The following is a 14,489-nucleotide window of genomic DNA, read 5'->3' on the forward strand; positions in this document are numbered from 1 at the left end:
ACGATCGACGAGAGCGCACCGCATCTCCGTCGGGAGCAGGTCTTAAGCCCGCGACGAAAACAGCGCCTTCAACCTGCTGCTCCAGGAACGCCGATAAAACGGCGCGACCGAGCTCAGGAAATAGTCGCCGAGGCCGCCGTCGCCGCGCGATATCGCCACGAAGTCGACGGAGTGTCCCGGTGGAACGGTATCGGCGACGACGGTGGCGGCGTCCTGCATGACGCGGTCCAAGTCGCCCGCGCCTTGAAAGCCGACCACGAGACCGGGCTCCGGCATCCGGGCAGGGTCGTGCATCTGGCATAGATAGGCCGCGCGCACTTCGGGCCGCGTCGCCAGCAAGGCGCTCAAGGACGCCAGCATCCGGGTCGGCAATTGCGCCGGCTGACCCAGCAGCACCTGGCTGCTGTGCGGAATCGTATGCGCGCTCACGCGCTGGGACATGCCGGTGTCCAGCAAGGTCGCGATCTCGCCGGGCGTGAACTCCTTGCCGCAGTCGGAGCTGGGGTTCAGCACCACCGTGGCGCCACGGGTGAGCTCGAAAAAGTTGCGCGCCGGCATCGACACCGCCGCGACTTCGTCGTCGGACTCGCGCCGCAAGGCCTCCATGCTGGCGAAGAACGGCAGATAGGGCGCTCCGTCTTGCGTCTGCCATTGCATCAGCGCCAGCTTTAGCTTGTCGCCACCATCGTTCGAGCTTCGGGTATGGCCGATCGCGAAAATTTCCGAGTCCAGCAGCAGCCGATAGAACGCCGGTCGCGCCGCGGGCTCGGCGGCGGCGCGCGCCAATGCGATTTCCAGGGCGTTGCGCGCTGCGTCCATGCGAGTTCCGAAAACCAGAGGCCTGGCCGTTGCGGCCGGGCGATGGACGGATGCTCGGATGGCGCGGGCGCCCGCGTCAATCTCGGCGACACCGCGCTGCGGCAGACCGGTGCGCCCCACGGGGCCGGTCCCAGCGCGGCGCAGGCAGTCGCTCCGTGGCGCGTGGCGCCGCGCCACGGAGTCCGGCAGCCAGGCCTAGTTGACGGTGCAAGCCACGACGAAATGCACCGATGCGTTCGCGGGAAATACCGGTAGCGTCGCGCCGCCCGCGTTCAAGATATCGTTCGGCGTGGCCGGACAGGCAGCACCGCCGTTCTGGGTGCAACCGCTGACCACGCAGCCGCTCAAACCGCCCACCGGCTGGTCGCGCACGATCGCGCCATGCGCGGCGTCCGGTCCGGCATTGGTAGCGATCACCGTGTACACCGTGGAGTTGCCGGTCATCACGGTATCGGCCCCTTGGTCGACCTCGCCGTTGGTGCCCGGCGTATTGGTCTTGGTGATCGACAGGTTGGCCTGCCGGCGCGTGTTGGTGTAGCTGCAAGTGACCAGGGTGTTGGCGGGCAGATTGTTCGGGATCGTCACCGTGTTGCTGACCTGGCCGTTGCTGCCCGAGGGCGCGACGCCGTTGTCGCAGGTCAGTGCGGTGGTGTAATTGGCCAGGCTGCCGCTGCTGAAGGTTTCCGCCGGCAGCGTCGCCACCTCGCCGACCAAGGCGGTCACGGTCGCGCCGTTGGTGTTGGTGGGCGCGGTCGAAGTGAAGGCCGCGGTATTGGTGGTCAGCCCCGTCGTCGCCGCGATCGACGCCACGTTGCCGGCAATGCTGTTCGCGCCCCAGACCTTGGCCAGGCGGAACTGCACGGCCTTTCGGGTGTTGGTCAAAGTGCAGGTGATGTCGTCGGCCGCCGTGGTCGTCAGGGTGAAGCTGGTGCCCGCGCCGCTGGGCAGTACGGTGGTGGAGTTCGCCGTGGCGTTCACGCACGCGATCGAACTGGTGTAGCCGGTCAAAGGTGTGGTGCTGCCCGCCGCCATGGCTTCGGACAAGGTGTAGGTGGCGCCTACATCGGCTTGGGCGAAATCGGCGGTGCCGGTCGCGGTGGTGCCGGTGCCGGTGGTGTTGGTGGTGACGGTGGTCGCGGTTCCACCCACCGGGCCGGCGATGCTCAAGGCGAACTGATCCGCCGCGGCCGCGCGCCCGCCGGCGCCCAGCGCCTTCTGCAAGCGAATGCGTGGGGGCACGTCCAGGGAAACCCCGACGGTGAATCCGTCGCCCGGATGTTGGGCAGGCGTGGCCCAAACTGTTTCCAGCCCATCGCCGCGCAGGTAGATGCGGAAGCTGATCGACGACAGATTGTTGCCCACCACGCGTACCGAGCCGCAGGCGGCCTCATCGGCGACGTTGCAGGCGGCGGCAGGCGTGACGGCCGCGTTTCTGACCGAGGGCAAGCCGGTAGCCGGGTTGATGCCGGTGGCGAACGCGGCATTGCCGGACAGGCGGGTCAGCGACAGCCCTGGCGTGAGCAGATCGAAGGTCGGCGCTATGCCCATGGTGCCGAACATTCCGCCCGTGCCGGCGAAATGGAGAACCGGATTGTTGACCGGACGGCTGAAGGTCAAGGTGAGATCGGCCATCCGATAGCTGGCGTTGGTCGGCGCGCCAGCATTGAACAGGCCGCGCGTGGAGATGAACATCTCGATGGCGCCGTTCTGCGCGATCTCGATGCCGGTACCCGCGGTCGAGGTGCCGGTGGAGGTGAAAGAGCCATTGGCCGGCGCACCGATGGTGCTCATGTTCATGTACAGATTCAGCGGCCCGGCCAGCGTGCCGGCGTTATTCAAGTTGCTGCCGAAAGCGACAGCCGCGCCGGCGGCGGATTCGGTCGTCGTGTTCAAGGTGTACTGCTGGTTGGACAGGCTATAGGTCACCGTGACCGCCGGCAGCGGCGCTTGCGCGGCGAAAGTATTGCCGCCGGGGTTGTCGTTGTTCCTGCGAAAGGTCACGACTTGGCTGGCGGTGGTTGGGCCGGTGCCCGCGGGCCCGCCGTTGGTGGTTTGCATCTCCAGGGTCGGACGGTTCTGGGCGAACGCCGCCGCCGTGGGCAACATGAACGCCAGCGCGGCCAAGGCCGGGAACAGAATCCGCGTACGGCGCCCCACTGCAGCTAGCGCCGGACAGAACTTCTCGCCGTACACGCACTTATTCTGTGCGCTAGGCACTTCACTTATGTGCCATATCCGTTTGTCATTCGCGCATGCAAGCGAATCTCTATCCATCGTCGCGCTCCCTTGCCACGTCCGGCATCCCATTTCGGCCCCCGCAACCTACACCGAAGGCGCTCCTTTGCGCGCATTGATCGCACCATCGGTTACTGAAAATAAAGAGAGTGAAAGTACCTATAGGCGTTTAATGCGCATCACAAATACACACATAATCCACGCGATTCTCGCGGTCGCACGATCCGCCTCCACGCGCCGCGTACGCGCGACTGATCCGAAAGCACGCTCGAAGACTCGCCACGCACACGACGCTCGCGCTGCCATCGCGACAGTCACGTGCATCCAGCTCGAGGGTTCGACAGCCTGTCGCGTTTGGCGTATCAATTGACGCCTACTCATCACGACCATCCCTGCCGCGACGGAACATCCGACCATGGACCCTGCCTATCCAACCAAGGCGGCGATGCACTCTCCATGAGCGAACTCATCACGCGCGCACTGGGCCTGTTCGACCAGTGGATCGACCTGCCCTGGGCCGAACGTCAAAGCGCCTTAGCCGAGCTGGCGCGCCGCGATCCCGCCTTGCACCAGGCGCTGCGCGCCTTGTTTCAAGCCGACGACGACAGCGCCTCCGGAATACTGTCGCGCTCGCCCGCGGACGTAATCGCCGACAAGCAAGCATCGCGGCCGCTGGATGCCGACGAAGCGCAGGCAGCGGATGCGCGCATCGGCACCCGCCTTGGCGCATGGCGCATCGACCGCGCGATCGCGCACGGCGGCATGGGCAGCGTCTACGAGGCGCACCGCGACGACGGCCACTACCAACAGCGCGTCGCGCTCAAATGCGTGCGCGCCGAGTTGGCCACGCCGGAGCTGATCGCGGCCTTTCGCAACGAGCGCAATCATCTCGCGCGCCTCGACCATCCCGGCATCGCCGCCCTGGTCGATGGCGGCGTGGACGAGAACGGCCAACCCTGGTTCGCGATGCGCTACGTCGACGGGCTTGCCATCGACCGCTGGTGCGATCGGCGCCGCGCACCGGTGCGCGAGCGCGTCGATCTGTTGATGCAGGCCGCGCGGGCCTTGGGATACGCGCATGCGCAAGGCCTGCTGCATCGCGACATCAAGCCGTCCAATCTGCTGGTGACCGAGGACGGCCGAGTGCAGCTGGTGGACTTCGGCTTGTCCTCCACCTTCGAGGTCTTGACCGGCGCGCACAGCGAGCGCATAGGGCTGACCATGGACTACGCCGCGCCGGAGATACGGCGCGCAGGCGCGCACAGCCTCGGCGCGGGCGGCACGGCCGCGGACCTGTATGCCCTGGGCGTGCTGAGCTATCGCCTGCTGTGCGGGCAATGGCCGACCGCGTTGCATACCCTCAGCGCGCTGATACCCGACGCCGCGCAAGGCACCGCCGCGCCGATGGATCGCCTGCTCGCCCAGGCCCCGAGTTCGGTAGCGACCGAGCGCGGCGTTGCCGGCATTACGGCGCTGACGCGCGAGCTTGCCGGCGATCTGTCGGCGATCGCGCTCAAAGCGGTGGCCGAGCGGCCACAGGATCGCTATGCGAGCGCTCAGGCATTCGCCGAAGACCTGCGACGCTGGCGCACCGGCCACCCGGTCCATGCCAATCCGGTCGGCTGGTGGCCGCGCACGAAAAAACTGCTGCGTCGCAACCGCGCCGCCGCCAGTCTGGCATTCGCGCTGCCGCTGGTGCTGGGCGCGGCCTTCGGCATCTCGCACTGGCAGAGTCAGCGCGCCTTGCACGAAGCCCAGGCCACTCGCGCGGTCAGCGAACTGTTCGCCTCGACCCTGGGCTCGGCCACCCTATCCGGCCTGGGCACCACGCCCTTCTCTTCGCGCAACCTGTTGGCCAAGACCGAAATGGAGCTGCGCAAGCTCGACCTGAGCCGGCACCACGTCCTGCAGGCGCACAGCCTGGCCACGCTGGCGCGCAGCTACGCGGTGATCGGCGACTATCGGCACGCCGAACGTCTGGCGGACGAGGCGCAACTCAGTCTCGGCGACGACATCGACGAAGAGGACTACGTCGCCGCCACGCGCTTGTCCCTGCTCAACATACAATCGCGCTACGCCGAGGCCGCGCAGGTGGCGCGCGCGCATCTCGCGGTGCTGGCCGAGCGTCACGATGCGCAGGCGCATCAGTCCAAGGTCGCCTTCGGCGTCGAACTGGCGCAGGCGCAGTGGGGTCTGGGCGATCCGACGGCGGCCCTGAGGACGCTGGATACGGCATTGCGTCAGGCGCAAGCGCTGGGCGGCGGGCACGAGGAATTGCTCGCCCAACTGCTGATCCAGCGCAGCAAGTTCCGCGGCCGCCTGTTCCGGCTCAAAGAGGCGCAGGCCGACGCGGAGCGAGCCATCGCCTTGGTCGACCTGCGCAACCCGGTACTGGCGGACGACGGGCGCGATCACTGGTTGACCATGTCCGCCCGCTACCGGCGCTCGTCGGACCTGGCCATGGCCGAGCGCTTGTTGCGCGACCGCCGCGAGACCCTGGGCGACCGCCACCCCAAGACCGCGCGCGCCTGGATCCTGCTCGGCTACGGGCAGTACGTGAACGGCCGTAAAGTCGATGCGCTGAAATACATCGAGGCCGGGCGCGCCCTGATCGAAGCCGCCTACGGCCGCGACCATCCCGAGTACGCGCTATCGCTGTTGATGGGGTCCACCGTGGCCGCGCGCGAATCGCGCGACAACGTCCCGGTGCTGCGCGAGGCCTTGCGCATTTGCGAGACCCGTCTGGGCCCGGCCCATGAAACCACGTTGTTCGCGCGTCGCACCCTGGCCGCCCGCCTGCACGATCTGGCGCCGGCGATCCTGCAGCCCGGCGACCACAAGGAGGCCGAGGCGCTGTTCGAATACAACCTGCGCATCAAGCGCGCGGCCCGCATTCCGGGGCCGTGGGAGAAGCTGCTGCTGGCCCATTCGCTGCTGCTGCACGGCGGCGCGACGGACCTGCCCAGGGTCGAAGCCCTGCTGCGCGAGAGCCGCGCGGATGGAGAGCGCTATTTCGAGCCCAAGAGCAGCTACCGGGGCATGGTCGATATCTTCTGGATCACCCTGCGCTACCAGCAAGGCCATCGCGTCGAAGCCGACCGCGACTTCGCGCGCACCCTGGACGCGTACCGCGACGACACCGGCTACCTCGCGCAGCTGTACCTGCACGACTCCTGGGTGTATCGCGCCCTTCACGCCTACGAGCACTGCGACAACGCGCAGGCGCAGCGCTATCTGGAGCAGGCCTTGGCCTCGGAGCGGGCCAGGCTCGGGCCCACGCATTTCGCCACCCGCGACACCGTCGGCTTCCTCAGCGCGCTGCGCCAGCGCGGCCGCATGCTCAACACCACGGGCGCGCAGGTTCCGATCAAGGCCGCGCTGAGCGCGGCGGAACCGCTGCATCTCCAGGCGTGCCGCGGCAAGGCGCGTTAGCGCGACGGGGCGGGCTCGGGTCGGACCGGCTCAGGCCCATTGCGAGCGCAGGTAAACCAGCACCAGAAAGCCCGCGGCCACCACCGCGCCCACGATGGTGATCCAGCGCGCGAACGTCTCGTCGGAGGGGGCGCGTTCCGCGTGCTCGATGGCGCGTTCGAACTCGGCGGCGTCGACACGCACGGCGGGTTCATGGTTCGGATCGCGCAGGAGCCTACGCGCATCTTCGGCCTGCTCGGGCAAACACACGAACAGCGCCCACTGGCTGCCCATCCTGCGCGATTCGACCTCGGAGGCGAAGCTGGGAATACCCTTCTCACGCAGGCGGCCGCGCGCCTGCGACAGGGCGTCGCTGTCGTGAAATCGACAGAGGAACTCCATGCCTCGGCTGCCGCTACAGGGCGGTCATGACCGCCAGGCCGATCGCCACCGCCATCGTGGCGGCGAACCACACGATGGCGGGAACCGGCGGGCCTATGAGCACACGCTTGAAACGGTCTTTGTCGAAAGCGGAAAGCGGACTGACGGCATTCTCCCGTCGCAGGCGGGCCCAGCCGAAGGCGAAGAAAATGGAGAGCGAGATCGCTACCAGCCATACGATCATGAGACCGGAATCCAGCCCATTCCCCGTTAGCGCCAGCAACAACGGCACGCCGTTGAGCACGCCGATCGCCAGTGCGAAACGTCCCCAGGACAAGTTCACGGTATCCGGCATCGCGCCTCTCGCTGCCCCCAGGAATCGATGCGATCCAGATTGGACTCGGATCGACGGCACCGTCAAGGCGTGGCCAGGAACCTGCTACTTCCGAGCTGCCGCGCTCGCGTACAGCTCGGCCGGTATTCCAGCCAGCGCAGGTCCGGTAAGGTCCGCGCCCTCCAGGGTGCCGTTCTCGCGCAAGGCCTGGCTGGCCGCGGCCACCACCGAGCTGCGCAGCGCCACCGCGCCGAAGCCGCGACGGGGACCGGCGTGATACATCTCCACCGCCAGCACCAAGGCGCTCTTGAAGACGGGCTCGATTTCGAACTCGAACCGATGCCAGCGACCGCGCCGATCGCGCGCGCTGAAGGTGGTCGGCAGTTCGACGCCGTCCATGTGCGAGACCAGGACCAGCCCGAACACCTCGGGCAGCCAGTCGATCACACGCCGGGCGAGCATGGGCTCTTCCACCAGCGCCGCGACCCGCCGCTCGATCTCATCCTCGCTGACGCCCTCCTGGCCGACGATATCGATGGCTTGCTTTAGTACCGATTCGGTGGGAGCTGAGAGTTGCGGCATGCCAGGGTAGTCGTTGAGTGCAAGCCCGCTCGCCGGGCAAGCGGACCTTTGCGCGAGGGGTCCGGCCGCTATTGTACGGCCGGCCAGGTGCCGGCCACTTGCCGCAAAACGCCGGAATTCGCAGCCATCCATCGCGATCGAAGCCCGAGACGCGATGTCCGCTCATGGTCGGCGACGTCGTGACGCGGGGTCAACGCCCGATCGCGGCTTTGCGGCGGCCAGTCGCCGAACCGGTGCCGTCTTGCAACACCTGGACGACCGCCGGCGCCTGCGCACCCGTCGCCACACGCGCGCGAACGGCATCCGGTACGCCAAGACCGAGCTGCCCAGCCAACGCGCGCAGCGCTGCTGCGCCTTGTCGGCGCAAGCGCCGCGGCTTCGCCTGATATCGAGGCTCAGGCGCTCACAGCACCGTGCACTGCAAAGTGAAGACCACGCCGCTGGCATTCGGCAGGGTCGGCACTGCGGCGCCTCCGACGGCGAGCAGATTCGCGGGCGTGGCAGGACAGGCCGCGGCGCCGATCGGCGCGCAAGCGATCACCGTGCATCCGCTCAATTGCGCGCCCGGCGTATCGCGCACCACCGCACCGTGCGCGGCATCCGGCCCCTGATTGCGAACGGTCACGGTATAGGTGGTCGTGCTGCCGGCCGTGAGCAGGCTGGCACCATTGGTCTTCGCGACCGAGAGGTCCGCCGATCTGCGCGTATTGGTGTAGGTGCAGACGATCGCCGTGTCGGCCGCAGCCACGGTGATGCCGTCGTTCGGATTGGCGTCCGCGCTTCCGGTGCAGGCCAGGCTGCCGTTGTAGGCGCCGGCATTGGCGCCAGCCAGGCTTTCGGCGACGACCACCGTCTCGCCGGCGAACACCGTCGTCGGTGTGGCATCGCTATCGAGCTCGCCGGCGCTGCCCGCATCCGACGCCAGGCTGTCGATGCCGGCACCGGCGCGGGTCAGCGTTACGGTGGCGTCGTCGCCCACCGCCGCGCCCGACCATTGCTTGCGCAGCTGCAGCGTCGTCGTCCTGCGTGTGTTGGTGTAGGTGCAGGTGATCAGGGTATCGACCGCGAGATTGCCCGGGATCTGCACCGTATTGGCGGCCTGGCCGTTCGCCCCCGATGGCACCACGCCGTTGTCGCAGGTCAGCGAGGTGAGGTAATTGGCCAGCGCGCCGGCCGGGGTCATGGTTTCGGCCGGCAGGCTCGCGGTCTCGCCGACCAGCACCCCGACGGCCGCGCCCTGCATGGCGGCGGTGGCCGGCGAATTGAAGGCGGCGGTGTTGTTGGCCAGACCCGTGGTCGCGGCGATCGTAGCCACGTCGCCGACCGCGCTGTTCACGTCCCAGGTCTTGGCCAGTCGGAACTGCGCCCGCTTGGTGTTGGTATAGGTGCAGGTCACGGTCTCGCCGGCGGCGACATCGATGGTCGCGACGCGGGTGCCGGTGTTGCCGCTGCTGTTGCCGGTGGGATCGCTGCAGACCAGGCCAGTCAGCGCCCAACCGGCTACCGCGGTTTCGGTGATCGTATAGCTGCCGGCGGCCAGGCCGGTGAAGTTGCGCGTGTTCGACAGCGTGGCGTCGCCGTCGTCGTCCAGGCTGAAGGCGCTCAAACCGGTGCCGGTCGCGGTGAACGCGAAGTCCTGGGCGTCGTTGGGCACCGCGTCCTTGACGACGACGATCGTCGCCGCCGGCTGCACCACCAGGCAGACCGGATTGAAGTCCGGAAACAGCGCGCTGGTGGTGCCGGTGATGTTGATCGTGCTGTTGGTGAAGGCGGCGGGGTTGGCCGCGCAACTGGTATTGGTCTGCCCCGGCACGTTGGTGACGTTGACGCTGATCGTGCAGGAAACGCCCGCGTTCAAGGTGATGCCGCTGGCCACGATCGCGGTCGCGCCGGACGCGGCCGTCACCGTGCCGCCGCAGGTGTTGGCGATCGCCGCCGGGTTGGCCACGCGCAGGCTGCTGGGCAGGTTGTCGGTGAACCCGACCCCGGTCAGGTTCACCGAGGTCGGCGAGGTGTTGTCCAAGGTGAAGGTGTAGGTGCCGACGCCACCATCGACGATCGCGGCCGGCGTCAGCGACTTGCGCAGCGCGGCGGTGCCGGTTTCCACCGACACGAAGTAGGAGCCGCTGACCAGCCAATCGTTGCCGAGGCTGCGCTGCCGGAAGCGCAGGGTGCGGATGGAGCCGTCGGCGGGCAGCAGGCCGCTGGCGTTGAAGATGTCGGAGTCGTAGTCCGCCGATCCCCAGGTGCCGACGGTGGTGTAGGTGGAGGGCGTGAAGCCCGTGGCCGGGTTGCGCGCGGCATAGCTGCCCGAGATCGCCGGGCCGCCGTCGGTGCTGACGTCGTTGCCCGCGGCCCAGCCGATGGTGGAGTTGAGCGCATCGCTGGTGACGTTGCGCACCGGGTCGCTCAGATCGGTGAGCGTGCCGCCGGCGATGCCGAACGACAGGAAGTCGTCGCAGTTGCCGCAGGTGAAGCCGCCCGTGGTCCCCGACGGATCGCCGTAGGTGGCGGCCACGCCGACGGTGGCGGTGACCGTGCCGCCATTGGGCAACTGCACGTTCGGCACGTCGGTATCGATCGACAAGGCGCCGGAGCCGAAGAACTGCCAGTTGTCTGCGACCGTGATCGAGCGCGGCAGCGCGTTGGCGTGGCGGTAGACCACGATCAGCGACCAGCCGCCGAGGCGGCTGCGCGCGGCGTCGCCGGTGCCGGCCGCGGTGAAGCCCGGCGCCGGGTCGGCGACGAAGTAGCGCGCCAGCGGACTGCCGCCGGCATTGCTGACGTAGCCGTTGGCCGGCATCAGGCTGGTCACGTTGAACATGATCTGGCGATAGAAGCGGGTGCCGCCGCTGGCCGCTTCGGTGGTGGTGCGCGCCTGCAGGAATTGCGCCGAGGCGCTGGTCAGGGTGGTATAGCTGCCGCCGGGCACGCGGAACTTGACGCTGGTCATCGGCCCGATGCCCTGACTGGTCTGATAGCCCGTCTGCACGGTCAGATAGGCGTACATGATGGTCGAGCCGGACGGCAGGATCAGATCCGCCGAGGACGAGATCGCGGTGCTCGCGTCGCCATCGACGTCGTTGACCACGATCGGATTGCCGAAGTCGGACGAGCGCAGGTAGTGCGCGTTGCCGATCATCGCGGCGCCGCCCTTCAGCACCTGCTGATAGCGCACCGTCGTTTGCGCGCCGACGTTCGATACCCAAGCCAGGCACGCCAACACCAACAGGCCGCCCAACCACTGCTGCACTCGCTCCATCAGACGCCTATCCCCTTCCTGCGCATCGGCGCGAAGCGCCAGGCAGCGCCGCAGGCCTCGATTCGATCGCCCCTTCGTTTCGCACGAACCGGCTGCGGACCCTTCCGTGCGCATGCCGCCGCAGGTCCCCGACCGGATTTCCCCTTGTCCTGTGCGCGCTCGAAACCTCACCGACGGCACCCGCGGCGCGGCGTGCGCGGAGCCCATTCCCGCAGCCCGGCCCGGCGCACCTCAACAGGACGATAAATATCCTATAGGAAACTAATTGTTAGTCACAGAAAAATTACAACCCAGTCACAGAAGACCAGGGGAGCGCTTGGATGGGGGCAGGTCTTGTGCACTAACGACCCGCATGAAATGCACTAAAAACGCGCTTAATCAATCAGATGCAGACGCCGATGCGCCCGCAATGAATACGCAATTCATGCGCTCGCAGGGCGGATATTCGGTGGCTGGCGCGGTGCCGAGGCGAGCGCGGGATCGACCCGGATTCTTGGCCGGGTCGGACAACCTCAGTCTGGGATCGGAGGGCGGGATCTACGCGGTCGCCGATCCGCCGCAGCTCGCTGCCGCCTGCATCGGCAGGCAGGGTCAGGCCTGCCGCTCTACTGCATCCATGACTTCAAGACGCCTTGACCGGTGCCGCCTTGTCGCCGGCAAACCCGTCCGGGGGCGTCGCGGCCCTGTGCGGCCGCCGCGACGCCCGGCATCGGCGACGGACGCCCGTAAATGGCGTCCATCGCCGGCGATGCGGTCATGCCGCATCGATTCGGGAGCGCCGCGCGCGGCGGCGCCCCGAATCCGTCAGTCCCAGGGATTGGCGCGCTGGTCGTCGATCGCGATCCAGACGCGGGTGCCCACGGGCAGCGTGCCGTAAGCCCAGAACGACCAGCCGGTGGGATAGGCCAGACCGGGGCCGTAGCGGCCATCGTGGAACTCCGCCATCCGCCATCCGGCACCGAACGCGGATGCGCACATGGCATTGGCCGTCGCGCGGCTGCTGAGCTGGGTTCCGGAGACCGGCGGCGTCGCGGCGATTCTTCCGCGTGCCCAGCCGCTGGAGTAGCTCAGCGACAAGCCGCCCGGCATCGCGCTGCCGTCGACGGCGATGCACAGCAGCGGCAGCGTCGCCGAGGCCGGCGTGTCGCCATCGTAGGGATTGCTGTTGGGATGCACGCCGATGTGATTCAGATTGCCGCTTTGCGTACCCACGCTCCAGGTGAGACCGGCATGCGTGGCGCTGCCGCCGGCCGATCCGACGAACAGCAGGCGGTTCGCCGAACCCGGCCCCGGGTTGCCGACAACGCCCGGGGTCGCCGAGTTCTGCAGCGCGTTGCGGACCTCGGCCGGACTGGCCCAGGGGTGATCGTGCAGATAGAGCGCGGCCGCGCCGGCGACCATGGGGGCGGAGTAGGACGTGCCGCTGCCGTATCGGTAGCCGTTGTCGCTGCCCAGATCGGCCAGCAGCAGGCTTACGCCCGGAGCGAACATATCCACCTTGCCGTAGTTGCCGAAGCTCGCGCGCATATCGCTGTAATCGGTGGAGCTGACCGAAATCGCTTCGGGCGCACGCGCGGGCGTGGAGCGGTTGGCGTTCTTGTTTTCGTTGCCGGCCGACACCACCACGGTCACGCCCGCCTGTACGGCGCGTCGCACCGCGCGGTCCTGCGGCGTCCGCCAGTTGAACCAGCGCCGCCAGAAACCGGGCGACGAGCCGTAACTGACATTGGCCACCGCCGGCTTGACATGATGCCGCGCGACCCAGTCCAGGCCGGCGACGATGGTCGAGGTGGTGAGCGACGTCAGCGGGTTGTAGGCGGTGCCGCCGCAGCCGGCGATGCGTATCGAGATCAGATTGGCGCCCGGCGCCACGCCCACGGTGCTGCCGCCGGCGGCGCTGGCGACCGAGGTACCGTGGCCGTTGCAATCGTCGCGCGAACCCAGGAAGCGGATGAAGTCGGCCTGCTGGCTGGCGCGTCCGCCGAACTGCTCGTGCGAGCGACGGAAGCCGGTGTCGAGCACGTAGATGTTCACCCCCGAGCCGTCGTTACCGGGCAGGTAGCTGTTGTTGTAAGGACGGTAACGCTGGTCGATGCGATCGCGATGCCAATACTCGGCCGGCTCGCCGTAGGTGTCCTGTTCGACCGACTCCACGCGGCTATCGGCGCTCATCGCCAGGGCCTGGGACTGACTGCCGGTGAACGAGAACCCCTGTACCGACGGGAACACGTTGATGACCGTGCCGCCGTAGCTGCTGAGCAGCGCCTGCGAGAGCGGCTCGACATCGGCCTCGGGCGTCTCCTCGCTGAACATCACCACGTACTGGTCCGGCACCGGCGCCTCGGACGGCATGAACTTGGGCACCTGCACGGCCGGGATCTCGCCGGCCGAGTTCCACGGGTTGGCCGGCTGATCGTCGATCGCGGTCCAAAAGCGCGCGCCGGCGGGCAAATTGCCGTCGGCCCAATAGGTCCAACCGCCGCGGTACTCGAAGTAAGGGCCATAGCGGCCGTCGTGGAATTCGGCCATCCGCCAACCGGGATCGAAGGTATCGGCGCAGATTTCGTCGCCGCGCTCTCGCGATATCAGCGCCACGCCGTGGATGGACGGCGTCAGACGCACCTCGCCTTGCAACCAACCTTCGGAAAAGCTGTATGCGTTGCCGGGCGGGGGATCGTCAGGGGGCAGCGGAAGTTCGTAGATGGGCGTGCCGGGCGCACCGGGGTCGCCCGGCTCGCTCACCATCTGCGCTTGCCGGTAGTCGTAGGCCGTTGCGTTGAACGAGCCGCGACCATCGATGTAAGCGCACAGTATCGGCAACTCGGTATCGATCTGAGTGTCGCCCGCGTACGCGTTCGACAAGGCGTCCGCGCCCACGCGCACCTGGCCACCGTTCTGCGCGAGCACCGTCCAGGTCATCGCCTTCCTGAAAGTCTCTTGCGCACTGGCCGTGCCCGCCGCCGCCAGCGCGACGAGTAAAACGCTAGCTCGCCATCCCAAGCCGAGGCGCTTCCTGCACCGGCGGGCGATGGATGGATGGATGGAATTCGGATTCATGCTGTGTCCTCCCTGGACAGCGCGGCGCGGCGCGAGATGCGTATCGGTCGTGCGCACGACAGGCACCTTGCCCAGCGTCCCTGCAGGCGCAGTCCGCATCGGACCCGATGCGGACCTAAGGATGGTGCGCCGATGCAGACGTGGATTCAGGCCGCCGCCGGCCACGGCGTAGCGTCGAGTGCGACGGCCATCTCAGATCCGATCAGGGGCCCCGCCTGAATCGCAGCGCCCGGCCTCGAGCGCCTTATGACGGTTTCGCATGAAACCTAAAAAACGGTTGACAAGGTGCGAATCGACATGCTTTTCTCGTCCTCATGACGCAGCGCAACAACCACTCGCAGACGACTTCGCTCAAGGCCGCCACGGCCTCGAACGACGCCGCGCGCGTTTCGCTGCGTCTCGCACCCG

The 14,489-nt window shown here is 67.7% G+C and carries 8 protein-coding genes; 1 reads left to right on the top strand and 7 read right to left on the bottom strand.

What is annotated here, in order from left to right:
• Positions 1 to 42 precede the first annotated feature (42 nt).
• Positions 43 to 939, bottom strand: a complete 897-nt coding sequence (locus ASD69_RS15465) for an enhanced serine sensitivity protein SseB C-terminal domain-containing protein (RefSeq protein ID WP_157499227.1) — start codon at positions 937 to 939, stop codon at positions 43 to 45.
• Positions 940 to 1,014: 75 nt separating this feature from the next.
• The gene (locus ASD69_RS15470) at positions 1,015 to 2,976 is read right to left on the bottom strand and encodes a hypothetical protein (protein ID WP_157499228.1); all 1,962 of its coding nucleotides are present in this window, start codon (positions 2,974 to 2,976) and stop codon (positions 1,015 to 1,017) included.
• A gap of 534 nt (positions 2,977 to 3,510) precedes the next feature.
• Here ASD69_RS15470 and ASD69_RS15475 point away from each other — a divergent pair.
• Positions 3,511 to 6,486: a serine/threonine-protein kinase gene (locus ASD69_RS15475; RefSeq protein ID WP_056180181.1), complete on the top strand. Its 2,976-nt coding sequence runs from the start codon at positions 3,511 to 3,513 to the stop codon at positions 6,484 to 6,486.
• Between the two features lie 30 nt (positions 6,487 to 6,516).
• Here ASD69_RS15475 and ASD69_RS15480 read toward each other — a convergent pair whose 3' ends face one another.
• The 5 genes from ASD69_RS15480 to ASD69_RS15500 all read right to left on the bottom strand — a co-directional run bounded on the left by ASD69_RS15480 (position 6,517) and on the right by ASD69_RS15500 (position 13,943).
• Entirely contained in the window at positions 6,517 to 6,867 is a 351-nt protein-coding gene (locus ASD69_RS15480) for a hypothetical protein (RefSeq protein ID WP_056180184.1), read from the bottom strand.
• 13 nt (positions 6,868 to 6,880) lie between these two features.
• Entirely contained in the window at positions 6,881 to 7,201 is a 321-nt protein-coding gene (locus ASD69_RS15485) for a hypothetical protein (RefSeq protein ID WP_056180188.1), read from the bottom strand.
• A gap of 84 nt (positions 7,202 to 7,285) precedes the next feature.
• Positions 7,286 to 7,762 (bottom strand): hypothetical protein, encoded by a 477-nt coding sequence (locus ASD69_RS15490; protein WP_056180192.1) that lies wholly within the window; start codon positions 7,760 to 7,762, stop codon positions 7,286 to 7,288.
• 403 nt (positions 7,763 to 8,165) lie between these two features.
• Complete coding sequence (locus ASD69_RS15495) at positions 8,166 to 11,024, bottom strand: DUF11 domain-containing protein (RefSeq protein WP_056180194.1); 2,859 nt, start codon at positions 11,022 to 11,024, stop codon at positions 8,166 to 8,168.
• A gap of 804 nt (positions 11,025 to 11,828) precedes the next feature.
• A complete protein-coding gene (locus tag ASD69_RS15500) occupies positions 11,829 to 13,943 on the bottom strand; it encodes a S8 family peptidase (protein ID WP_056180197.1) in 2,115 nt (704 codons plus the stop codon).
• Positions 13,944 to 14,489 lie beyond the last annotated feature (546 nt).

This window comes from Lysobacter sp. Root604 (assembly GCF_001427505.1).
Classification (GTDB): domain Bacteria; phylum Pseudomonadota; class Gammaproteobacteria; order Xanthomonadales; family Xanthomonadaceae; genus Lysobacter.

What these genes read in the sequence shown, in the direction of transcription:
- ASD69_RS15475 (WP_056180181.1), top strand. Translation starts at nt 3,511, where the DNA reads ATGAGCGAACTCATCACGCGCGCACTGGGCCTGTTCGACCAGTGGATC.
- ASD69_RS15480 (WP_056180184.1), bottom strand. Translation starts at nt 6,867, where the DNA reads ATGGAGTTCCTCTGTCGATTTCACGACAGCGACGCCCTGTCGCAGGCG.
- ASD69_RS15485 (WP_056180188.1), bottom strand. Translation starts at nt 7,201, where the DNA reads ATGCCGGATACCGTGAACTTGTCCTGGGGACGTTTCGCACTGGCGATC.
- ASD69_RS15490 (WP_056180192.1), bottom strand. Translation starts at nt 7,762, where the DNA reads ATGCCGCAACTCTCAGCTCCCACCGAATCGGTACTAAAGCAAGCCATC.
- ASD69_RS15495 (WP_056180194.1), bottom strand. Translation starts at nt 11,024, where the DNA reads ATGGAGCGAGTGCAGCAGTGGTTGGGCGGCCTGTTGGTGTTGGCGTGC.
- ASD69_RS15500 (WP_056180197.1), bottom strand. Translation starts at nt 13,943, where the DNA reads ATGACCTGGACGGTGCTCGCGCAGAACGGTGGCCAGGTGCGCGTGGGC.